Origin of the sequence: Zhihengliuella salsuginis (genome assembly GCF_014651715.1) — a bacterium.
Taxonomy (GTDB): domain Bacteria; phylum Actinomycetota; class Actinomycetes; order Actinomycetales; family Micrococcaceae; genus Zhihengliuella; species Zhihengliuella salsuginis.
Genome location: NZ_BMXK01000008.1, coordinates 181801 through 203674, shown reverse-complemented (window position 1 = coordinate 203674; position 21874 = coordinate 181801). Strand labels below are relative to the sequence as shown.

Sequence of the window (21874 nt, the reverse complement as noted above, 5' to 3'; positions counted from 1 at the left end):
CTCGTGAAGCTGACCCGTACTAATAGGCCGACAACTTACACCACAAACACCACTGCCCCACGCTTCATCTGTGGGGGTCACTGGTGGCAGGAATGCTACGCGTCCACTATGCGGTACCGAAACAACAACCGTTGTTTCAGTGCGATAATTGAATAACCGTCGCCACGGTCCCACCCATGATCATTGGGTTCGGGGTGTGGTGGCACCACAGTCACGACAAACGTGACCCATGGATTTCCCACCCCCGGCATGATGTGTCGGGTGGAGCGGGTACGAGGGTTACGGCGGTCATAGCGTGGGGGAAACGCCCGGTCCCATACCGAACCCGGAAGCTAAGACCCACAGCGCCGATGGTACTGCACTCGGGAGGGTGTGGGAGAGTAGGTCACCGCCGGACATCATTTATTCGAGGGCCGGAACAACTCTGATGTTGTTCCGGCCCTTGATTCGTTAACGAGGAAACCGTCGCCGTGAGTAGGACGACATCGAATACGGCCGCCCGGCGACAAGGGACTCGACAGTCTCGTCTAGAATTGTCGGAGTTCAAGAATTCACGACTGGCCATTGCGGCCAGTAACCAGGGGAGACGCCCGCAGAGAGGAACGGCCGACGTGGCTGAAGATCGTCGCAAGTCCGGCGCTGAGCGCCCGAACCATTCCAACCGGTCCGGTGGAGGGCAGTCGAAGACCCACAGCCAGGGTTCCTCCCGGGGCGGTGACTCGGAGCGCGGTGGAAATCGCAGTTCGTCCAAGGGCGACTGGACCAAGGGCAGCAAGAAATTCTCCGACAAGAAGTCCGACGGCAGGAAGCCGCGGGAGAAGAGCCGGGGGGCCGACACCCAGCGTAGTGGCCGCCCCGAAGGCCGGGCAGAAGCGCGGGACGAGATGCGGACGCACAACCCCGGAGACCTCCGGAGCTCGAACCGTCCCGACCGCCCCCGCTCACCGGACATCGACGACGATGTCACCGGCAAGGAGCTCGACCGCGCCGCACGCGCTGAACTGCGCTACCTGCAGGAGCCCAACGGGACCTGGGTCTCCAAGCACCTCGTGATGGCCGGTCGACTCGTCGACCTCGAACCGGAGACGTCGTATCAGCACGCCATGGCTGCCAGCCGCCGCGGCGGGCGCATCGCGGTCGTGCGTGAAGCCGTCGGCCTGACCGCTTACGCGGCCGGCCACTTCGCCGACGCTCTGCGTGAATTCCGCACCTTCCGCCGCATCAGCGGATCCAACGTCCACCTGCCCATGATGGCCGATTGCGAACGCGCCCTGGGGCGACCTGAGAAGGCGCTCGAGCTGGCCCACTCGGAAGACGCCCAGAAGCTCGACACCCCGGTCAAGGTCGAGATGGCCATCATCGCCTCCGGCGCCCAGGCCGACCTCGGCAAACTCGAAGCGGCACTGGCCGAACTGGAGATCCCGCAGCTCGACCGCAATCGTGCCTACTCTTTCAGCCCCCGCCTCTTCTCGGTGTACGCCGAAGCATTGTCGGATCTGGGACGCGACGATGAGGCCCAGGAGTGGCTCAACAGGGTCACAGTGGCCGAACAGGCCCTGGGCATCGGGGAGTTCGCTGACCCGGAGATCGTCGACTTCGACGATGAAGAGGACGAGCAGGCCCGGAAGCCGCGCGTCAAGGACGTGCTCGAGGACGCGACGCCGGGTGCCGCACCGGAGCAGGTCGCTCCGGCGGCACCGCAGGAGTCCGTTGGCGTCGACGAGGAGGACGGCCTCAACGTCGTCGAGTCCTCCGACGTGCCGGAGGACGTCAGCGCGCAGGACGACGCCACCGACCCTACGAGCAACGAGGACCGGTAGGCTGTGCTGATCGGCGACTACGACGCGGTCCTGTCAGATCTCGACGGCGTCGTCTACGCGGGCGCAGGGGCCATCGAGGGCGCCGTGGAGGCGCTCAGCGCCCTCGCCGGTCACCGGAAGGCCCTCGGCTACATCACCAACAATGCATCGCGCTCACCGTCGGCCGTGGCCGAGCACCTTCGTGAACTCGGCGCGCCGGCAACAGCCGAGACCGTCTTCGGATCCGCCGATGCCGGCGCCGAACTGCTCGCCGGCCACGTGGACGCAGGGGCCGCGATCCTGGTGACGGGCAGCGACTACCTCCGCGAGTGCGTCACCCGCCTCGGGTACCGGGTCGTGGCTTCGCACACCGAAGAACCGGCCGCCGTCGTGCAGGGCTTCCATCCAGACCTCGGCTGGGCCGATCTCGCCGAGGCGGCGTTCGCGATCAGCCGGGGCGCCTTCTGGGTGGCCACGAACACGGACATGACCATCCCGCGTGCCGAGGGCATCGCCCCGGGCAACGGATCCCTGGTCCAGGCGGTCGGCAACGCCACGGGGACCGACCCGATCGTGGCCGGCAAGCCGGAGGCGCATCTCTTCGAGAAGGCCGCGCACGAGCTCGGCGCGGGTCGTCCGCTCGTCGTGGGTGATCGCCTGGACACGGACATCCTCGGCGGGAACCGCGCCGGATTCGCCACTGCCGCCGTACTCACCGGGATCGACACCACAGCCAGCATCATCGCCGCAGATCCCCGGGAACGCCCGGACTTCATCTTGGAGGGCCTCGCCCAGCTGTACGTCTCCTACCCGACGGTGGATGTCGCCGAGGACGCCGACGTCGTGCGGGCGACGTGTGGTTCCGACTCGGCCCGGGCCGAGGCCCACACCGTGGTGCTCAGCAGTGATCGCCTGGATGCCTGGCGTGCGGCATGCGCGGCGTGGTGGACCAGGAATCCGCGCTCCGCCCGCGAACCGCGCATAGAATTCGAAGACTGAACCGGTACGGCGCCTCCGGAGACGGACGGCGCAGGGAGGACGTCACGAATGACCACTGGAGCCACTGCGCCCGATGAGGGGAACGGGCCCTCGCCGGCCGCGGAACACGTCCAGCGAGTCGTCGCCGGCGGCGAGTGGCCGGCTGCGATGGACTCGAGCGGCGAGACGGAGGTCGACGAGGCCCTGGCCGCCCTCGACGCCGCGGCGAACCGGCCGCTCGACGAACACGTGGCGGTCTTCGAGGACGTGCACGCCCGGTTGCGCGAGAGCCTCGAGGCCAGCGAGCACCTCCAAGCCGAGCCCGACGAGTCCGCAGGGCCCGACGAGTGAGTGCTGCCGCGCCTGAGGAAGGCGCCCGGAGACTGGACCAGGAACTGGTCCACAGGGGATTGGCCCGCTCACGCACGCATGCCGGCAGCCTGATCTCCGAGGGACGCGTCCGCGTCGCCGGCCGAGCCGCGACGAAGGCCTCTGCGAAGGTCGGCGGCTCCGTGCGGCTGGCCGTCGACGCCGCCGAAGGGGATGAATACGTCAGCCGCGCCGGACACAAGCTCGCAGGCGCGCTCGACCGCTTTCCCGACGTCGTCGTCGCCGAACGGCGATGCCTCGACGCCGGCGCCTCCACGGGCGGTTTCACCGACGTCCTCCTCCGCCGCGGTGCGCGGGAAGTCGTGGCCGTAGACGTGGGGCACGACCAGCTGGTCCCGGAACTGCGCAGTGACCGGCGGGTCCATGTCCACGAGGGGCTCAACGTCCGCTACCTCGACACGACCGATCTGGGCGGTCCGGCGTCGCTCGTGGTGGCCGACCTGTCCTTCATCTCGTTGCGTCTCGTCATGGCGCCCCTCGCCCGTGCGACGGAGGCCGGAGGCGACCTGGTACTCATGGTCAAGCCCCAGTTCGAGGTCGGCCGGGAGGCGCTGGGCCGGACGGGGGTGGTCAGCTCGGTCGAGCAGCGCCGCCGGTCTGTCGCCGACGTCCTCGCCTCGGCCGGCGAAGCGGGCCTGGAGTGCCTGGGATTGGCACGCAGCCCCCTGCCCGGACAGGATGGAAACGTGGAGTTCTTCCTGTGGCTGCGACGAATTGCCCACGATCATCCACAATCCGCGCGCAACGACGCCCTGCTCGACTCGGTTGACTACTCTTGAGGTGGAACCGCTGACGCGCAGTGCAGCACGACCGGTGAAGACCCAACGGAAGGAACACATGCGACGGATCCTGGTCCTGGCTCATACCGGCCGGGCCGACGCCCTCCGGGCGGCCTTCGACACCTGCGTCAGCCTGCGCGACGCGGGGCTCGTCCCGGTCATGCAGCGCGAAGACCTGGCCAACCTGCGCCGCGCCATGGCCGCTGCCATGCCCGAGGTCGAGATCCTCGGCGAGGATACGACGCTCCAGGAAGTCGATCTCGCCGTCGTGCTCGGCGGCGACGGGACCGTACTCCGTTCAGCGGAGCTCGTCCGCGGCACCGACGTCCCCCTGCTGGGCGTCAACCTGGGCCATGTCGGATTCCTCGCCGAGAGCGAACGCAGCGACCTGAACCAGACCGTCCAGTGGGTCGTCGAGCGGGACTACACCGTCGAGGAGCGCATGGCGCTGGACGTCACCGTGTGGCTCGGCAACCGGCGCGTGGCGAAGACCTGGGCGCTGAATGAGGCGGCCGTCGAGAAGGCCGACCGCGAACGCATGATCGAGGTCGTCATGGAAGTCGACGGGCGCCCGATCAGCACGTTCGGCTGCGACGGCATGGTGATGGCCACGCCCACCGGCTCGACGGCCTATGCTTTCTCGGCCGGGGGACCGGTCGTGTGGCCGGAGGTCGAGGCACTCATCATGGCGCCGATCAGCGCCCACGCGCTCTTCGCCAGGCCACTCGTGGTGGCGCCGAGCTCGAAGTTGGCGGTCGAGGTCCTCTCGCGGACCGACGCGCAGGGTGTGCTGTGGTGCGACGGCCGGCGCACCATCCATCTCCCGCCCGGATCGCGCGTCGAGGTGACGCGCTCCACGCTTCCCGTCCGTCTGGCCCGGGTCACACAGACCCCGTTCAGCGAACGGCTCGTCCGCAAGTTCGAACTGCCCACCAGAGGCTGGCGGGGACCCGTCCAGCATCCTGAACAGGACTCCAGCACCAGCGCGCTTCCCATCGTCGCCAATGGTATCGAGGTCGTGGAACCCCGCAACATGGAACCACGCCCAGAAACGGAGGGACATCCATGATCGAGGAAATCCGCATCAACGACCTGGGAGTCATCGGGCAGGCGACCCTGCCGCTCGGAGCCGGATTGACGGTCGTCACCGGCGAGACCGGCGCAGGCAAGACCATGGTGATCACGGCGCTCGGGCTTCTGCTGGGCAACCGCGCGGACGCCGCTGCGGTCCGGCACGGAGCCAAGCAGGCCGTCGCCGAGGCGAGCCTGCGCCTGCCGCGGTCGAGCGAGGTTCTCGCGCGCGCGGAGGAAGCCGGAGCCCTGGTCGAATACGACGACGACGGCGGCGACCTGATCATCGCGCGCTTCCTCAGCGCCGCGGGCCGGAGCAAGGCCGCTGTCGGCGGCCGGGCCGCGCCGGTCGGCCTGCTGGGGGAACTGGGGACCGACCTCGTCGCGGTGCACGGGCAGAGCGACCAGCTGCGGCTGACGGGCGTCGCAGCACAGAGGAGGGCGCTCGACAAGTTCGCCGGCCCCGAGCTTCAGGCCGTCCAGGACGAGTACACGGCTGCCTACAAGCGCTATCGGGCGGTGCTCGCCGAACTCGAGGAACTCGTGGGTGCCTCCCGGGAGAGGTTGCGCGAAGCCGAGAACCTGCAGATCTCCTTGGAGGAGATCGACGGGGTCGACCCCCAGCCGGGCGAAGACGACGCACTCAAATCAGAGGCGATGAAGCTCGCGAACCTCGAGGGACTGCGCACGGCGGCGCTGACGGCTCACACGGCTCTGGCCGGCAGCGAGTACAGCGAGGACTACAACGCGACGGCGCTCATCGAGGAGGCCAAACGGCAGCTCGAGGGGGTGCAGGACGACGATGCCGAACTGAAGGCGCTCGCGGAACGTGTCGCCGAAGTCGGGTACCTCGTCTCCGATATCGCCACCGAGGTAGCCGGCTACGGCGCCGGCCTCGACGCGGAGGGCCCGGAGCGGCTCTCGGAGATCGAGGCGCGCCGTGCGGACCTGGGCAAGCTCATCCGGAAGTATGCGCCGACCATCGACGAGGTCCTGGCGTGGGCCGAGACCAGCCGTGTCCGCCTGACGGAACTCCAGGACGATTCCGGCCGCATCGACGCCCTGACCGGGGAGAGGACCGCCCTCGAGGAGGAGCTGTCCGGGCTGGCAGCCGAACTGACCCGGATGCGGACCCGCGCCGCGGCAGACCTCGACGAGCGGGTCACCGCCGAGCTCGCGGCCCTGGCCATGCCCGATGCGAGGTTCAGCACCGAGATCCGGGACCTGGGCGAGCCGGGCCGCTACGGCAGCGACGAGATCCACATGCTGCTCCAGCCCCACACCGGCAGCGCTCCGCGCCCGCTGGGCAAGGGGGCGTCGGGCGGCGAGCTCTCGCGCGTCATGCTCGCCATCGAGGTCGTACTGGCCGAGGTGGACCCGGTCCCCACCTTCGTCTTCGACGAGGTCGACGCCGGCGTGGGCGGGAAGGCCGCCGTCGAGATCGGAAACCGCCTCGCGATGCTCGCGCGCCACGTGCAGGTCATCGTCGTGACACACTTGCCGCAGGTGGCAGCGTTCGCCGACCGACACATCCGGGTGATTAAGAACTCAGGCGCGGCGGCGGAAGCCACCGGCGGGGTCACCCAGAGCGATGTCGTCCTGCTGGAGGAGAACGAGCGGGTCAAGGAGCTGGCCCGCATGCTCGCGGGCCAGGAGGAATCGGATACTGCCCAGGCGCACGCAGAAGAACTCCTCACAGATGCACAGCAAACCGTTTCAGCGTTGGGATAAGGCGGACTCCATCAACGCTGGCCGAGCGATCGGCCAATGTCCCAATTCCGCAGAAGGTGATAGGCTCAAACCCCGTGGTGCAGCGAATTTTTTCACGTGAGTCCCGGTCCGAAACTACAAAGCAGATCTTCGTCACCGGTGGTGTGGCGTCGTCGCTTGGAAAAGGACTGACGGCCTCAAGCCTCGGTCATCTTCTCCGAGCCCGTGGCCTGTCGGTCACGATGCAGAAGCTCGATCCGTATCTGAATGTTGATCCAGGTACGATGAACCCCTTCCAGCACGGCGAGGTCTTCGTGACCGACGACGGCGCAGAGACCGATCTCGACATCGGCCACTACGAGCGCTTCCTCGACGAGAACCTCACCGGCACGGCGAACGTGACCACCGGCCAGGTGTACTCGACCGTCATCGAGAAGGAGCGCCGCGGTGACTACCTCGGCGACACGGTGCAGGTCATCCCGCACATCACCGACGAGATCAAGCGCCGGATGCGTCTTCCCTCCGAAGGGCCCGACGCCCCCGACGTGATCATCACCGAGATCGGCGGCACCGTCGGCGACATCGAATCGCAGCCGTTCCTCGAGGCCGCACGCCAGGTGCGTCAGGATGTCGGGCGGGGCAACGTCTTCTTCGTGCACGTCTCCCTGGTCCCGTACATCGGCCCCTCGCACGAGCTGAAGACCAAGCCGACCCAGCACTCGGTGGCGGCCCTGCGCTCCATCGGCATCCAGCCGGAGGGCCTGGTCATCCGATCCGACCGGGAGATCCCGGCCGAGATGCGCGAAAAGCTGGCCCGCACGTGCGACGTCGACCCCGAAGCCGTGATCAACTGCGCCGATGCCCCGAGCATCTACGACATCCCGGTCATCATCCACGAGCAGGGACTGGACGCTTACATCGTCCAGTCGCTGGGCATGAAGTTCAAGGATGTCGACTGGTCGCAGTGGAACCGGCTGCTGGGCGCGGTGCACAACCCCAAACACCACGTCGACGTCGCGCTGGTCGGCAAGTACATCGACCTGCCGGACGCCTACCTGTCCGTGACCGAGGCGCTGCGCGCCGGGGGCTTCGCGAACGAGGCCAAGGTCAACATCCGCTGGGTGCCGTCGGATGACTGCCAGACCCCGGAGGGCGCCAAGAAGGCGCTGGCCGGCGCCGACGCGATCTGCGTCCCCGGAGGCTTCGGAATCCGCGGTCTCGAGGGCAAGCTCGGCGCACTGAAATTCGCCCGCGAGAACAAGGTCCCGACGCTGGGCCTGTGCCTCGGCCTCCAGTCGATGGTCATCGAGTTCGCCCGGAACGTGGCCGGCCTCGAGGACGCCTCGTCGACCGAGTTCGAGCCGGAGACGCACCATCCCGTCATCGCGACGATGGCCGAGCAGCTGGACATCGTGGACGGCAAGGGCGACCTGGGCGGCACGATGCGCCTGGGACTCTACGATGCCAAGCTGGACGCGGACTCGGTCGTCGCGGAGGCCTACGGGCGGACGGAGGTCGCCGAGCGCCACCGCCACCGCTACGAGGTCAACAACACGTACCGTGACGAGCTCGCGGGGAAAGGCCTGGTCTTCTCCGGGACCTCGCCGGACGGCAGTCTCGTGGAGTTCGTCGAGCTGCCGCGGGAGGTCCACCCGTACTACGTCTCGACGCAGGCGCACCCGGAGCTCAGCTCGCGTCCGACGCGCCCGCACCCGCTGTTCGCCAACCTGGTGAAGGCGGCCATCGGCCGCCAGACGGCGGGGAAGTAGGCACCATGACGCAGGACAACGGCGGGGCCGTCGAGCACGGGGTCAGCGACCTCATCGGCGCATGCCCGCCGTTGTCCAGCGAACGGGTCTTCGCGGGCCACATCTGGGATGTGGTCCGGGAGAGTTTCGAGTTCCCGCACAACGACGAGCCGCTGACGCGCGACTTCATCGACCACCCGGGGGCCGTGAGCATGGTCGTCCTCGACGACGAGCAGCGGATCCTCCTCCAGCGCCAGTACCGTCATCCGGTCGGCATGAGACTCTGGGAGATCCCGGCCGGTCTCATGGACGTCGACGGCGAGCCCCCGGTCGAGGCCGCCGCCCGCGAACTGGCCGAGGAAGCCGATCTCGTGGCGGAGTCGTGGCACGTGCTCGCCGACCTCTTCAACTCCCCGGGGTCGTCCACGGAGGCGCAGCGGGTTTTCATCGCCCGCGGCCTCAGCCCGGTTCCCGAACACGAGCGGCACGAGCGCACGGGGGAGGAGGCCGATCTCGAGACGGCCTGGGTGCCACTCGAGGAGGCCGTCGCCGCCGTCATGAACGGGCGGATCCACAATCCGTCCGCCGTCGTCGGCATCCTGGCCGCCCACACCGCCGCCGCCACCGGTTTCGCCGCCCTGCGCGACGCGCACGCGGCCTGGGACGAGCATCCTCGACTGCGCCCATGAGCGAGACCGCGCCGGCGCTGACCGGACAGGTCGGCGACTATCTGCAGCATCTGACGGTGGAGCGCGGCATGGCCCGCAACACGGTCTCGGCCTACCGCCGGGACATCGACCGCTACCTGCGCTTCCTCACCGCCCAGGGCATCCGGGACGCACGTGAGGTCACCCCCGTGGTGCTCTCCAAATTCGCCCAGGACGTGCGCGACGGGGCCGACGGGGGATCGCCGTTGAACCCGAGGTCGGCCGCCCGCTGTGTCGTCGCCGTCCGTGGTCTGCACAAGTTCTGGGCCCTCGAGTCGGTCACGCCCGACAACACGGCGGCCGACCTCCGTCCGCCGGCGACCGGATCCCGGCTGCCGAAGGCCCTCAACGTGCGCGACGTGCTGGCCATGATCGACTCCATCCCCACCGACACGTCGGCGGGCCTGCGCGATCGCGCACTGCTCGAATTCCTGTACTCCACCGGCGCGCGCATCAGCGAGGCCGTGGGGCTCGACGTCGACGACCTCCACACCGTCGTGCGCGGCCCCGCGGGCGAGGGCGGGGCCCCCGACGCCCGGCCGGGCGGCACCGACGACGGGGGGCCGGCCGTGGTCCGGCTCTTCGGCAAGGGGTCGAAGGAGCGGATCGTGCCGGTCGGCTCCTACGCCACCACCGCGCTGGAGGCCTACCTGATCAGGGCCCGCCCCCTGCTCGTGGCCAAGGGCAAGGGGACGCCCGGCCTCTTCCTCAACCAGCGCGGCGGACGCCTGTCGCGGCAGTCGGCCTGGACGATCCTGAAGACCGCGGCGGAGCGCGCGGGCGTCCGGGCCGACGTCTCGCCGCACACCCTGCGCCACTCGTTCGCCACGCACCTGCTCGAGGGCGGGGCCGACGTCCGCGTGGTCCAGGAGCTGCTGGGCCACTCCTCCGTCACCACCACGCAGGTCTACACGATGGTCACCGCCGACACCCTGCGCGAGGTCTACGCCGCCGCGCACCCGCGCGCGCTGTGAGCGGGTCGGGGCCGACCGCCGTCGTGCTGTGCGCCGTGGTCAGACGGGACGACGACGGCACCCCCGCCACGCTGCTCGGTCTCAAACGGCGCGGCTTCGCCGCGGGCAAGACGGTGCTGCCCGGCGGGAAGGTGGAGCCGGGGGAGAGCGGCGCCGAGGCGGCCGTGCGCGAACTGAACGAGGAGACGGGGCTCGTGGTCGCCGCCGACGAGCTCGAACTCGCGGCGACGATCGACTTCGTCTTCCCTGCGCAGCCGGCGGCGGACATGTGGTGCCGGGTCTTCCGGGTCGGAGGGCGCGCCGCGGAGGAGTCCGGGACCGCACGGGACACCGACGAGCTCGCCGTCCGCTGGTTCCGGATCGACGAGCTGCCGTGGGCACAGACGTGGCAGGACGCCGCCCGTTGGCTCCCGCTGGTCGTCGCCGGGCCGGCGAGCCCGCTGGTGGTGCGGGTCGAGCTCGCCGACGACAACGAGACCGTGGCCGACTACCGGAGCCGGGCCGGCTAGAGCGTGCGCTCGTCCGGTCCGTTGTACTCCGACAGCGGCCGGATCAGGGCGTTGGAGGCGCGCTGCTCCATGATGTGGGCCGTCCAGCCGGTGATGCGGGAGGCGATGAACAACGGGGTGAACATCTCCGTGGCGAATCCCATCAGGTGGTAGGTCGGCCCCGTGGGGTAGTCGAGGTTGGGCTTGATCGCCTTCGCCTCGTCCATGGCGGATTCGAGGCCGTCGTACAGGCCCAGGATCTCCGCCCGCCCGTAGTGCTCGATCATCTTGTCCAGCGCAGACTTCATGGTGGGCACGCGGGAGTCGCCGTGCTTGTAGACGCGGTGGCCGAAGCCCATGACCTTCTTCTTCTCGGCCAGCGCCTGCTCCATCCAGGCCTTCGCGCGCGCCGCCGCCTCCTCGCGGGACTCCGAGGCGTCGATGCCGATCTCGTCGAAGGTGTGCATCACCGCCTCGTTGGCGCCGCCGTGCAGCGGCCCCTTGAGCGCGCCGATGGCCCCCGTGACGGCCGAATGCAGGTCGGCGAGCGTCGAGGTGATCACCCTCGCAGTGAACGTCGAGGCGTTGAACGAGTGCTCGGCGTAGAGCACCATGGACACGCGGAAGGCGTCCACGACGGCCGGCTCGAGGTGGGCCTCGTCGCCGAACGTCATCCACAGGAAGTTCTGCGAGTAGTCCAGGTCGTCGCGCGGTTCCACCGGTTCCAGCCCTCGGCGCCGGCGCTGGTCGTAGGCGACGACGGCCGGGAACTGCGCGAACAGGGACTGGGCCTTCTGCAGCTCCGACTCCGGGGAGGAGTCCTCGGCCAGCGGGTGACGCGCGCCGAGCACGGAGACCGCAGTGCGGCCCACGTCCATCGGGTGGCAGTCCGTGGGCAGCAGGTCGATGGCGGCCCGCACCTCCGGTTCGAGCGCGCGGTTCGCCCGCTCGAACGCCGTGAATTCGGCCAGCTCCGCCTCGCTCGGCAGCTCGCCCGTCCACAGCAGCAGGGCGACCTCCTCGAAGGACTTCTCCGCGGCCAGCTGCTGGACCGGGTAGCCCCGGTACAGCAGCGAGTTCGTCTCCGGATTGACCTTGGACACCGCCGTGTAGTCGACGACCACGCCGGCGAGGCCCTTTCTGATCTCATGCGTATCGCTCATGCTGTTCCTCCTCCTCGAGTCTGCGTGCGGGACCGGCTCCTACGAGTCGGCCAGGCCCGGCACCTTGAAATTGAATACACCTGCGTCGAACGTGTTGTAGGACCCATAGTCCACCAGTTCGTAGAGTCGTGCACGCGTGAGCATCGAATCCACGGCCGCCTGCTGGGTTCCGTCGGCGCGGATCGTGTCCAGCACGCGCTCGGCCGCCCCCATGGCGCTGCGCAGGAGGGTGACGGGGTAGATGACCAGGGCGATTCCCGCGTCGGCCAGCCGGCTGCGCGTGAACAGCTCGGACTGGCCGAACTCGGTCATGTTCGCCAGCACCGGCACGTCGACGGCGGAGCAGACCGCCTCGAACTCCGCCAGGCTCTTCATCGCCTCGGGGAAGATGGCGTCGGCGCCGGCGTCCACGAGCGCCTTGGCCCGGTCCACCGTCGCCTCCAGCCCGTCGACGGCGCGGACGTCGGTGCGGGCCATGATGAGGAAGTTGGGATCGCGCTTCGCCTCGGCGGCCGCGGCGATGCGCTTGAGCATGACGTCGAGGGCGACGACGTTCTTGCCGTCCAGGTGGCCGCAGCGCTTGGGGTTGAACTGGTCCTCGATGTGGCAGCCGGCCAAGCCGGCGTTCTCGAGTTCCTGGACGGTGCGCGCCACGTTCATCGGCTCGCCGAAGCCCGTGTCCGCATCGACGATCGCGGGCAGGTCCGTCATGCGCGCGATCTGGCCGGCACGGGTCGCGACCTCCGTGAGCGTGGTCAGCCCGATGTCGGGCAGCCCCAGGTCGTTGGCGAGGACGGCGCCGGAGATGTAGACGCCGTCGTACTCCTTCTCCTCGATGAGGCGGGCCGAGAGCGGGTTGAACGCCCCCGGGAACTGCCGGGCGGTGCCCGGGACGAGCAGCTCGCGCAGGGTCCGGCGCTTCTGCTCGGGCGTGGTCTTCGAGTACAGCATCAGAACAGTCCCTTCGGGGCCGCGCCCAGGTCGATGACTCCGTCCGCGGCTGCGACGTTGAGCGCGTCGAGCTCGCCGGCGCCGAGCTGTTCCAGGTTCTGCACGGCGGCGAGGAAGCGCTCGATCTCCGCGTCATCAATGATGCCCCCGGCGAGGGCGCGGAACTTGGCGATGTACTGCTCGCGGGCGAAGGGCCGGGCGCCGAGCGGGTGCGCGTCGGCGACGGCGATCTCGTCGCGGATGACGGTTCCGTCGGCCAGAGTGATCTCCACGGAGCCGCCGAACGCCTTCTCGGCGATGTCCAGGGAGTGGTACCGGCGCGTCCACTCCGGGTCCTCCTCGGTGGTGACCTTGTGCCAGAGCTCGACCGTGTCCGGGCGGCCCGCGCGCTCGGGTGCGTAGGAGTCGACGTGGTGCCAGGCGCCGTCCTGCAGGGCGACGGTGAAGATGTAGGGGATCGAGTGGTCCAGCGTCTCTCGCGATGCGGTCGGCGAGTACTTCTGCGGGTCGTTGGCGCCGGAGCCGATCACGTAGTGCGTGTGGTGGCTGGTCCTGATCAGCACGTTGGAGACGTTGGCCGGGTCGGCGGCCTCCGGGTGCTCGCGGTGCAGCTTGCGGGCCAGGTCGATCCAGGCCTGGGCCTGGTACTCGGCCGAGTGCTCCTTGGTGTAGGTGTCGAGGATCGCGCGCTTGGCCTCGCCCTTGGCGGGCAGCGGGACCTCGTAGCGGGCGTCGGGGCCGTCGAGCATCCACGCGATGACGCCGTCCTCGCCCTCGTAGATCGGGACGGGGGAGGTCTGCCCGCGCATCGCCCGGTCGACGGCTTCGACCGCCATCTTGCCCGCGAACGCCGGGGCGTGGGCCTTCCACGTGGAGATCTCGCCCTTGCGCGACTGGCGGGTCGCCGTGGTCGTGTGCAGACCCTGGCCGACGGCCTGGAAGATCGTCTCGACGTCGAGGCCCAGGAGCGTGCCGAGGCCGGCGGCGGCCGAGGGGCCCAGGTGGGCGACGTGGTCGATCTTGTGCTCGTGCAGGCAGATCGCCTTGACCAGGTCCACCTGGATCTCGTAGCCGGTGGCGATGCCGCGCAACAGGTCCGCACCCGAGGCACCCACGTGCTGGGCGGCCGCCAGCAGCGGCGGGATGTTGTCCCCGGGGTGGGAGTACTCGGCGGCGAGGAACGTGTCGTGGTAGTCGAGCTCGCGCACGGCGACGCCGTTCGCCCAGGCGGCCCACTCGGGGGAGACGCGCTCGCCGATGCCGAACACCGTGGCGCCGTTCCCGCCCGACGACGGGGCGTGCGCGAGTGCCTGCGCCCGGGCGGCGACGATCGGCGGGCGGTTCAGGGAGGCGACCGCCACCGCCGCGTTGTCGATGATCCGGTTGACGACCATGTCGGCCACGTCGGCGTCGACGGCCACGGGGTCGGCGGCCACGGTGGCGATCCTGTGCGCGAGCTGCTCCTCGCGGGGCAGGTTCTCCTCGCTCTTGTAGACGCGTACGGGGTGGTTGATCATGCGCTGGTCCTTTCGTCGCCGGCACGCAGCCGGTCTGCTGCGTGCAGGGTGATGCTGCTCAGGCTGTTGTGGAGGTGGACGTGGGTGGCGGAGGCGGCGAGCTCGGGGTTGCCGGCCGCGATGGCGCGGGCGATCGTGGCGTGCTCGAGTGCGGCCGCCCGCAGGCGTTCGGGGTCGTCGTGGGAGAGGCGCCGCACGCGGGCCAGATGGCCGCGCAGCTGGCGCAGCCCCTGGCTCAGGTAGTGGTTGGACGCCGCGTCGTCGATCGCCAGCTCCAGCTCGGCGGCCAGCTCGTACGTCGAGGACGACGCCGGCGCGTCGGCCGCCGGCTGCGCGCCGGCGTTCGCACTGCGGGTGAGCCGGGTCGCCAGGTCGGCGAAGGGCTCCTGCAGCCCGGCCGTCCGGGCGACCGTGCGGGCGGCGGCGGAGGCGGCGGTCATCTCGAGGGCCTGGCGCATCTCGAAGAGGTCGTCGAGGTTGTCGAGGGAGACCGGGGCGACCACCGTGCCGCGTCCGCCCTGCTGCATCGCCAGCCCGTCGGAGACGAGGCGGGCCAGCGCTTCGCGCAGCGGGGTCCGGGAGACTCCGAGCCGCGTGGACTGCTCGACCTCGCCGAGCGCGGCGCCCGGCGGCAGGCGCCATTCGAGGATGTCCTCCCGCAGAGACTCGTAGGCCCGATCGCTGGCTCTCATGGCATCAGTGTATACACAGTTGGAGATGATTTGGGAGGAATCGTCGTAATCGTCGAAAAACAGCCTAGATATGTATACATAGTCCTTGCCAGGTTGTGATTCGTCTCATAGCCTGTCGGCGAGAGCACATTCCATTCTCACCACGAACAAGGGAGTTCGTCGATGAACGCAACCTACGCAGAGACCTACCGTGCGGCGGCCGCCGACCCGGAGGGGTTCTGGCTCGCCGCCGCGCGGGGGATCGAGTGGGAGCAGGCGCCCACGCGGGCCGTCGACGACCGGCGCGCACCGCTCTACCGCTGGTTCCCGGACGGGCGCCTCAACGTCTGTGCCAACGCGCTGGACCGCCACGTGGCCGCCGGCCGCGGGGACGCCGCGGCGCTCGTCTACGATTCGGCGATGACCGACGACTCGCGCACGTACACGTACTCCGAGCTGCTGGACGAGGTCGCCGGTTTCGCCGGCGTGCTCGCAGGCCTCGGCGTGGGCGCGGGGGACCGGGTGCTCCTCTACCTGCCGATGATCCCGGCCGCGCCGATCGCCATGCTCGCCTGCGCCCGGCTCGGGGCGGTGCACTCCGTGGTCTTCGGCGGTTTCGCCCCCAAGGAGCTCGCCGCCCGCATCGACGACGCGGAACCCGACGTCGTCGTGACGGCCTCGGGCGGCATCGAGCCGAACCGGCGCGTGGAGTACCTGCCCGCCGTCGCCGAGGCACTCGAGATGTCGACGCACGCGGTGGGCGACGTCGTCGTGTTCGAGCGCGAGGGGTTCGAGGCGGGGCTCGGCGACGTGCCGCCGACGGCGCGCTGGCACTCGGCGGCGCTGCTGATGGCGGATGCCGAGCCGGCGGACCCGGTGTCGATGGCCGCCACGGACCCGCTCTACATCCTCTACACCTCGGGCACGACGGGCTCCCCGAAGGGGGTGGTGCGCGACGGCGGGTCAGCGGTCGCACTCGACTGGTCCATGAAGAACGTCTACGGCGTCGGCCCGGGGCAGACCATGTTCACCGCGTCCGACGTCGGCTGGGTCGTGGGCCACTCCTACATCGTGTACGCTCCGCTCATCGCCGGCGCCGCCACGGTCCTCTACGAGGGCAAGCCCGTCGGCACGCCGGACGCCGGCGCCTTCTGGCGCGTCGTCGAACAGCACGGGGTGGACGTCATGTTCACGGCGCCGACCGCGCTGCGTGCGATCCGCAAGCAGGATCCGCAGCTCGAGCAGCTCGCGAAGCACCGCACGACGACGCTGCGCCGCCTCTTCGTCGCCGGCGAGCGCCTCGACCCCGACACCTACGAGTGGAGCCGGGACGGGCTGGCGGTCCCGGTCATCGACAACTGGTGGCAGACCGAGACCGGCTGGCCGATCGCCGCCAATCCCGCCGGGCTCGAGCTGCTGCCGCTGAAGGCCGGGTCGCCGACGGTCCCCGTGCCCGGCTACCGGGTGGAGATCCTGGATCCCCTGGGCGAGCCGGTGCCGGCGGGCGGCGAGGGGAACATCGCCATCCGGCTGCCGCTGCCGCCGGGGACGCTGAGCAGCCTGTGGGGCGACGACCAGCGGTTCGTCGACTCGTACCTCAGCCAGTTCCCGGGGTACTACGCGACGGGCGATTCCGGCTACCTCGACGAGGACGGGTACCTGTTCGTCATGGGGCGCACCGACGATGTCATCAACGTCTCCGGCCACCGGCTCTCGACGGGGGCGATCGAGGAGGTCCTCGGCGGGCATCCCGCCGTCGCCGAGTGCGCTGTCATCGGCGTGGCCGACGCCCTCAAGGGGCAGCTGCCCCGAGGGTTCGTCGTCCTCAAGCAGGGCGTCGATGCCGGGGCGGAGGAGACGGAGGCCGAGCTGGTGGCGAGGGTGCGCGAGCACATCGGCCCGGTGGCGGACTTCCGGTCGGTCACGGTCGTCGAGGCGTTGCCGAAGACGCGATCCGGGAAGATCCTGCGCAAGACCATGCGGCAGATCGCCGACGGATCGGACTACGCCGTCCCCTCCACGGTCGAGGACGCGTCCGTGGTGGACGCGCTGGTGCCGCTGCTGCGCCCGGCCTGAGACCGGCCGGGGGAGTTCAGGTGCGCCAGAGGTACTCGTACTCCGGCCGGCCCCGGGTCCCGTGGCGCGGCTGCCGGGTGGCGCGCTCGGCGGCGGCCAGGTGCTCGAGGTACCGCCGGGCCGTCACGCGCGACATGTTCAGGGCCTCCGCGACCTCGGTGGCGGACCGGGGCCCGCGGGCGGCCTCGAGGTGTCCGGTGACCTGGGTGAGCGTTTCGGGGATGAGCCCCTTGGGCAGCGGGACGGCGGTCTGCGGGCGGAGCGCGGCGAACGCGTTGTCGATCGAGTCCTGGGTGGCCGACGAGCCGGGGTGCGCAGGGCCGAGCGTGCTGTGGAACTGCCGGAAGCCGTCCAGCTTCGCCCGGAAGGACGCGAACGAGAACGGCTTGATGAGGTACTGGGTGATGCCCGCCGAAACGGCCGTCCGGACGACGGCGAGGTCGCGCACGGCCGTGATGGCGATGATGTCCACCGTGTAGCCGCGGCCGCGGATCCGGCGCGCCACGTCGAGGCCGTGCAGATCCGGCAGGTTCATGTCCAGCAGGATGAGGTCGACCCGCTCGCCGGCCGCCTGCAGCTCGTCCAGCCGGCTCAGCGCCTCCCGCCCCGACCCGGCGCGCCCGACGGCGCGGAAGCCCTCGACGCGGCCCACGAAGTCGACGTGGGCGGCGGCGGTGATCGGCTCGTCGTCGACGACCAGCACGTTCCAGACCGGTACGTCGTCGCTGCTGGGGATCATTCGTCCGTGCTCCTCGCTTCCGGGTTCCCCGCCGGCGGTACCGCGGCGGCCAGGGGCAGCGACACCGTGAAGATGGCGCCGCCGTCGTTCTCGATCTCGAGTGTGCCGCCGAGGCGGCGGACCGACTGCCGAACCAGCGCCAGGCCGAGCCCGCGCGGCTCGCCCGATTTCGAGGAGACCCCGAAGCGGAGGAACTCCTCGATGAGCTCCGGGTCGATGCCGTCGCCCGAGTCCGCCACGGAGATCGTCAGCTCGTCGCTGCTGGCCGCGAAGTCCGCCCAGACCCGGCGCTCGCCGGACGCGGCGGCGTCGAAGGCGTTGTCGAGCAGGTTGCCCGTGATCGTCACGAGGTCCCGGGCGTCGACGGCTCCGTCCGCCAGCATACCCGAGGCGCTCAGGGTCAGCTCGATCCCGCGCTCGTGGGCCTCCGCCGCCTTCCCGACGAGCAGCGCCGACAGGAACGGCTCGTCGATGCGGCGCACGACGTCGTCCGTCAGCTCCTGCGAGGCCTGGCGGTCCTCGACGGCGAACGCGAGGGCCTCGTCGGTGCGCCCGAGCTCGATCAGCACGCCCACCGTGTGGAGGCGGTTGGCGTGCTCGTGGGTCTGGGCGCGCAGGGCGTTCGTCAGCGTGCGCATGGTCTCCAGCTCGCCGGTCAGGGACTGGACCTGGGTGTGGTCCTGCACGGTGGTGACGGTGCCGCCGCCCTCGGCCGGATGCTGCGAGGCGATGAGGATGCGGTCGTCGCTGATGTGGACCTCGTCGGATGCGCGGCGTCCGCTGGCCAGCAGGTCGCGCATCGTCGGCGGGAGGTAGTGCGCGAAGTCGCTGCCGCCGCGGGCGTCGGCCGGGAGACGGGGCAGCCCGAGCAGGTCGGCCGCCCGGTCGTTGTAGAGGACCAGCCGTCCGCGGGCGTCGGCGAGCAGCAGGCCCTCCCGCAGTGAGTGCAGCGCCGAGTTGTAGTAGGTGAAGCGACGGCGCAGCTCCTCGGGCCCCAGCCCCAGGGTGGTGCGGCCCAGGTACCGGCTGACCAGATAGGAGCCGACGGCGCCGAACGCGATGGCGACGACGGCGACCAGGACGATCGCGGGGATGTCCGAGGCGAGGGCCACGTTGATCGATTCGAGTGTCACGCCGACGGCGACGAGCGCGACGATGCCGCCGCCGTCGTCGTGCACCGGTGCGATGGCCCGGACCGACGGGCCGAGCGTGCCGACGTACTGCTCGACGTGGACCCGCCCGCTCAGCGCCTGGTCGCGGGTCCCGAGGTAGATGCCGCCGATCTCCGCCGGGTCGGGGTGCGTCAGCCGCGTCCCGTCAGGCTCCATGACCGTCACGAAGTCGACGTGGGCCCCGGTCGTGACCTCGAGGGCGAACTCCTGCAGCTGCGCAGAGGCGTCCGCGGATCCGGCGGAGGAGCGCACGAACGGATCGTGCGCCAGGGTGGCGGCGACGCTGACTACGCGGGCCGCGGCGTCCTCGTGGATCTGCGCCGCGGTGTTCCGGTAGCTGACCGCGCCGAGGGCGACGGCGAGCACGGTGATGAGGACGAGCTGCCAGATGAACAGCCGGGACGCCAGACTCACGCGTCGACCACCTCCAGGTGGATTGGGTGTGAACAGTATGAACGCAACCGTGGGGCAAATCACAGGCGGGTTCAGGATTGACAGCGAATCCGCGCGGTCTCTCGACGTGCGACCGGACACCTCCCGTCACGCGCCCTGAAGCCGCGGCGGCCCCCTGCATTCTAAGGAGAACCCACGATGGCGACGCCAACCGAACTCGCGGAGCAGCCCGCACCCCGGCAGCCGGCCGGGCCGAAGCCCAAGAAGGACCGCACCCACTGGCTCTACATCATGGTCATCGCGGCCGTGGTCCTCGGCGCGGCCGTCGGCCTGCTCGCGCCCGAGCTGGGCAAGAGTCTCAAGCCCCTGGCGACCGGATTCATCGCCCTGATCAAGATGATCATCGCTCCCGTCATCTTCTGCACGATCGTGCTCGGGGTCGGCTCGATCGCGAAGGCCGCGACGGTCGGCAAGGTGGGCGGCCTCGCTCTCGGCTACTTCATGATCATGTCCACCTTCGCCCTGGCGCTGGGCCTGTTCGTCGGCAACCTCATCCACCCGGGCGAGGGCCTGAAGCTGGAACCGTACGACACGGCCGCCGCCGGAGAGTCCAACCACACGGTGGACTTCCTGCTCGGCATGATCCCGGGCGACATCGCGGTGCTGCCCACGCTCGTCCTCGCCCTGCTGGTCGGCTTCGCCCTGCAGTCCATGGGTGCCGCGGGCGAGCCGGTGCTCGGCGCCGTCCGAAACGTCCAGGCCGTCGTCTTCCGCCTGATGATGATGATCATGTGGATCGCCCCGATCGGGGCCTTCGGAGCGATCGCCGCGGTGGTCGGCGCGACCGGCTGGGCCGCGATCGGCTCGATGTTCATCCTCATGGCCAGCTTCTACATCACCTGCGCCGTGTTCATCGTGGTGGTGCTGGGCGGTCTGCTGAAGGCCATCACGGGCGTGAGCATCTTCGCGCTGCTGAAGTACCTGGCCCGCGAGTACCTGTTGATCTTCTCCACCTCGTCCTCCGAGTCGGCCCTGCCGCGCCTGATCGCCAAGATGGAGCACGCGGGCGTCTCGAAGCCCGTCGTCGGCATCACCGTGCCGACCGGGTACTCGTTCAACCTCGACGGAACGGCGATCTACCTGACGATGGCGGCCCTGTTCGTCTCGACGGCCATGGGCACGCCGATGTCGCTCGGCGAGCAGATCGGTCTGCTGGTCTTCATGATCATCGCGTCCAAGGGAGCCGCCGGCGTCACCGGGGCCGGCCTCGCGACTCTGGCCGCCGGACTGCAGGCCCACCGTCCGGACCTGCTGGACGGCATGGGCGTGATCGTCGGCATCGACAAGTTCATGTCCGAGGCCCGCGCGCTGACGAACTTCACCGGGAACGCCGTCGCCACCCTGCTGATCGGCAAATGGACGGGGGAGCTCGACGTCGAGCAGAACCGCGCGGTGCTGTCCGGGGAGCGGCCGTTCGACGAGGCGTTGCTGGAGTCCTCCGCCCACTAGCGTGCGGCGCAACCCTCCAGTTGTACTTCAAGGTAAAGGCTCGCCGGGGCTCTTTAGCCGCAGCTTGCGCAGGCGCCGGGGTTAGCCTTGAAGCGACAACAGGAACCAATCGACGAAGAGAAGTGATTGATACCGTGAGTGAGGTCAAGGGTAGTACTCGCGCCCGTACCGGCGGCTTGCTGAAGGAGCCGCCCGCGACGGGGCCGACGGGGCGACCCCTCACGGAGTTCCCCGAGCCGCCGGCGCTCGCCGAGCACGGGCCGGCGCGCATCATCGCGATGGTGAACCAGAAGGGCGGCGTCGGCAAGACGACGTCCACGATCAACCTGGCCGCGTCCCTGGCCGAATACGGGCGCAAGGTGCTGCTGGTCGACTTCGACCCGCAGGGCGCCCTCTCCGCCGGTTTCGGCATCCAGCCGCATGATCTGGACGTCACCGTCTACAACGTGCTGATGGACCGGAACACGGAGATCGCGGACGCGCTCATCGAGACGGGCGTCGACGGGATCGACCTCCTGCCGGCGAACATCGATCTCTCCGCCGCGGAGGTTCAGCTCGTCAACGAGGTGGCCCGTGAGCAGGTGCTGGCCATGTCCCTGCGCAAGGTCGCCGACGACTACGACGTCATCCTGATCGACTGCCAGCCCTCGCTCGGCCTGCTCACGGTCAACGCGCTGACTGCCGCGCACGGTGTGATCATCCCGCTGACCGCGGAGTTCTTCGCCCTGCGAGCCGTGGCCCTGCTGGTGGAGACCATCGAGAAGGTCCAGGACCGCCTGAATCCGAACCTGTCGATCGACGGCGTGCTCGCGACGATGTACGACGCGCGGACGCTGCACGGCCGCGAGGTGCTCGGACGCCTGCTCGAGGCCTTCGGGGACCGGGTCTTCGAGACCGTGATCAAGCGGACGATCAAGTTCGCGGACGCCAACGTGGCCGCCGAGCCCATCACGAGCTACGCGGCGAACCACCCGGGGGCCGACGCCTACCGCACCCTCGCCAAGGAGCTCATCTCCCGGGGCGGTGCTCCGTAGCCCGA

19 protein-coding genes and 1 rRNA gene are annotated in these 21874 nt (G+C 69.7%); 14 read left to right on the top strand and 6 right to left on the bottom strand.

The window, feature by feature from the left end:
* The first annotated feature begins 280 nt into the window (after positions 1-280).
* The 11 genes from rrf to IE069_RS10720 all read left to right on the top strand — a co-directional run bounded on the left by rrf (position 281) and on the right by IE069_RS10720 (position 10665).
* Positions 281-397: ribosomal RNA gene (rrf, locus tag IE069_RS10770) — 5S ribosomal RNA — on the top strand.
* A gap of 214 nt (positions 398-611) precedes the next feature.
* The gene (locus tag IE069_RS10765) at positions 612-1820 is read left to right on the top strand and encodes a putative RNA-binding protein (protein WP_189350364.1); all 1209 of its coding nucleotides are present in this window, start codon (positions 612-614) and stop codon (positions 1818-1820) included.
* Between the two features lie 3 nt (positions 1821-1823).
* Complete coding sequence (locus IE069_RS10760) at positions 1824-2798, top strand: HAD-IIA family hydrolase (RefSeq protein ID WP_189350362.1); 975 nt, start codon at positions 1824-1826, stop codon at positions 2796-2798.
* A 48-nt stretch (positions 2799-2846) separates the two neighbouring features.
* A complete protein-coding gene (locus IE069_RS10755; protein ID WP_189350360.1) occupies positions 2847-3128 on the top strand; it encodes a hypothetical protein in 282 nt (93 codons plus the stop codon).
* Positions 3125-3946, top strand: coding sequence for a TlyA family RNA methyltransferase (locus IE069_RS10750; protein WP_189350358.1), 822 nt, complete (start codon positions 3125-3127; stop codon positions 3944-3946). Before IE069_RS10755 ends, IE069_RS10750 begins: the two co-directional genes overlap by 4 nt.
* 58 nt (positions 3947-4004) lie before the next feature.
* Complete coding sequence (locus IE069_RS10745) at positions 4005-5015, top strand: NAD kinase (protein ID WP_189350356.1); 1011 nt, start codon at positions 4005-4007, stop codon at positions 5013-5015.
* Positions 5012-6748, top strand: a complete 1737-nt coding sequence (recN, locus tag IE069_RS10740) for a DNA repair protein RecN (RefSeq protein WP_189350354.1) — start codon at positions 5012-5014, stop codon at positions 6746-6748. Before IE069_RS10745 ends, recN begins: the two co-directional genes overlap by 4 nt.
* Positions 6749-6804: 56 nt before the next feature.
* On the top strand, positions 6805-8496 hold the full coding sequence (gene pyrG / locus IE069_RS10735; RefSeq protein WP_189350352.1) for a CTP synthase: 1692 nt from the start codon (positions 6805-6807) through the stop codon (positions 8494-8496).
* A 5-nt stretch (positions 8497-8501) separates the two neighbouring features.
* Positions 8502-9164 carry an NUDIX domain-containing protein gene (locus IE069_RS10730; protein ID WP_189350350.1) on the top strand — a complete coding sequence of 221 codons (663 nt, stop codon included), beginning with the start codon at positions 8502-8504 and terminating at the stop codon, positions 9162-9164.
* Complete coding sequence (locus IE069_RS10725; RefSeq protein ID WP_189350348.1) at positions 9161-10156, top strand: site-specific tyrosine recombinase XerD; 996 nt, start codon at positions 9161-9163, stop codon at positions 10154-10156. Before IE069_RS10730 ends, IE069_RS10725 begins: the two co-directional genes overlap by 4 nt.
* Before the next feature lie 35 nt (positions 10157-10191).
* Positions 10192-10665: an 8-oxo-dGTP diphosphatase gene (locus tag IE069_RS10720; RefSeq protein WP_189350346.1), complete on the top strand. Its 474-nt coding sequence runs from the start codon at positions 10192-10194 to the stop codon at positions 10663-10665.
* Here the strand turns inward: IE069_RS10720 and IE069_RS10715 are convergent.
* Genes IE069_RS10715 through IE069_RS10700 form a run of 4 tightly spaced genes read right to left on the bottom strand, consistent with a single transcriptional unit; the run spans position 10662 to position 14967 of the window.
* A complete protein-coding gene (locus IE069_RS10715; protein WP_189350344.1) occupies positions 10662-11807 on the bottom strand; it encodes a bifunctional 2-methylcitrate synthase/citrate synthase in 1146 nt (381 codons plus the stop codon). The genes IE069_RS10720 and IE069_RS10715 overlap by 4 nt on opposite strands.
* 39 nt (positions 11808-11846) lie before the next feature.
* Positions 11847-12758, bottom strand: coding sequence for a methylisocitrate lyase (prpB, locus tag IE069_RS10710; protein ID WP_189350342.1), 912 nt, complete (start codon positions 12756-12758; stop codon positions 11847-11849).
* Complete coding sequence (locus IE069_RS10705; RefSeq protein ID WP_189350340.1) at positions 12758-14275, bottom strand: MmgE/PrpD family protein; 1518 nt, start codon at positions 14273-14275, stop codon at positions 12758-12760. The genes prpB and IE069_RS10705 overlap by 1 nt, the downstream gene beginning before the upstream one ends.
* The gene (locus tag IE069_RS10700) at positions 14272-14967 is read right to left on the bottom strand and encodes a GntR family transcriptional regulator (RefSeq protein ID WP_189350338.1); all 696 of its coding nucleotides are present in this window, start codon (positions 14965-14967) and stop codon (positions 14272-14274) included. Before IE069_RS10700 ends, IE069_RS10705 begins: the two co-directional genes overlap by 4 nt.
* 162 nt (positions 14968-15129) lie before the next feature.
* Here IE069_RS10700 and IE069_RS10695 point away from each other — a divergent pair, with 162 nt between their 5' ends.
* Entirely contained in the window at positions 15130-17022 is a 1893-nt protein-coding gene (locus tag IE069_RS10695; RefSeq protein ID WP_189350336.1) for an AMP-binding protein, read from the top strand.
* A 16-nt stretch (positions 17023-17038) separates the two neighbouring features.
* Here IE069_RS10695 and IE069_RS10690 read toward each other — a convergent pair whose 3' ends face one another.
* On the bottom strand, positions 17039-17761 hold the full coding sequence (locus IE069_RS10690) for a response regulator (RefSeq protein WP_189350335.1): 723 nt from the start codon (positions 17759-17761) through the stop codon (positions 17039-17041).
* The gene (locus tag IE069_RS10685; RefSeq protein ID WP_229791085.1) at positions 17758-19347 is read right to left on the bottom strand and encodes a sensor histidine kinase; all 1590 of its coding nucleotides are present in this window, start codon (positions 19345-19347) and stop codon (positions 17758-17760) included. Before IE069_RS10685 ends, IE069_RS10690 begins: the two co-directional genes overlap by 4 nt.
* A gap of 177 nt (positions 19348-19524) precedes the next feature.
* On the opposite strand from IE069_RS10685, the gene IE069_RS10680 reads away from it, so the two are divergent.
* Both IE069_RS10680 and IE069_RS10675 read left to right on the top strand, forming a co-directional pair.
* A complete protein-coding gene (locus IE069_RS10680; RefSeq protein WP_189350333.1) occupies positions 19525-20835 on the top strand; it encodes a cation:dicarboxylate symporter family transporter in 1311 nt (436 codons plus the stop codon).
* A 176-nt stretch (positions 20836-21011) separates the two neighbouring features.
* Entirely contained in the window at positions 21012-21869 is an 858-nt protein-coding gene (locus IE069_RS10675) for a ParA family protein (protein ID WP_229791084.1), read from the top strand.
* Positions 21870-21874: the final 5 nt, after the last annotated feature.

What these genes read in the sequence shown, in the direction of transcription:
- IE069_RS10705 (WP_189350340.1), bottom strand. Translation starts at nt 14,275, where the DNA reads ATGATCAACCACCCCGTACGCGTCTACAAGAGCGAGGAGAACCTGCCC.
- IE069_RS10700 (WP_189350338.1), bottom strand. Translation starts at nt 14,967, where the DNA reads ATGAGAGCCAGCGATCGGGCCTACGAGTCTCTGCGGGAGGACATCCTC.
- IE069_RS10715 (WP_189350344.1), bottom strand. Translation starts at nt 11,807, where the DNA reads ATGAGCGATACGCATGAGATCAGAAAGGGCCTCGCCGGCGTGGTCGTC.
- IE069_RS10690 (WP_189350335.1), bottom strand. Translation starts at nt 17,761, where the DNA reads ATGATCCCCAGCAGCGACGACGTACCGGTCTGGAACGTGCTGGTCGTC.
- recN (WP_189350354.1), top strand. Translation starts at nt 5,012, where the DNA reads ATGATCGAGGAAATCCGCATCAACGACCTGGGAGTCATCGGGCAGGCG.
- IE069_RS10730 (WP_189350350.1), top strand. Translation starts at nt 8,502, where the DNA reads ATGACGCAGGACAACGGCGGGGCCGTCGAGCACGGGGTCAGCGACCTC.
- IE069_RS10695 (WP_189350336.1), top strand. Translation starts at nt 15,130, where the DNA reads ATGAACGCAACCTACGCAGAGACCTACCGTGCGGCGGCCGCCGACCCG.
- IE069_RS10745 (WP_189350356.1), top strand. Translation starts at nt 4,005, where the DNA reads ATGCGACGGATCCTGGTCCTGGCTCATACCGGCCGGGCCGACGCCCTC.
- prpB (WP_189350342.1), bottom strand. Translation starts at nt 12,758, where the DNA reads ATGCTGTACTCGAAGACCACGCCCGAGCAGAAGCGCCGGACCCTGCGC.
- IE069_RS10680 (WP_189350333.1), top strand. Translation starts at nt 19,525, where the DNA reads ATGGCGACGCCAACCGAACTCGCGGAGCAGCCCGCACCCCGGCAGCCG.
- IE069_RS10725 (WP_189350348.1), top strand. Translation starts at nt 9,161, where the DNA reads ATGAGCGAGACCGCGCCGGCGCTGACCGGACAGGTCGGCGACTATCTG.
- IE069_RS10755 (WP_189350360.1), top strand. Translation starts at nt 2,847, where the DNA reads ATGACCACTGGAGCCACTGCGCCCGATGAGGGGAACGGGCCCTCGCCG.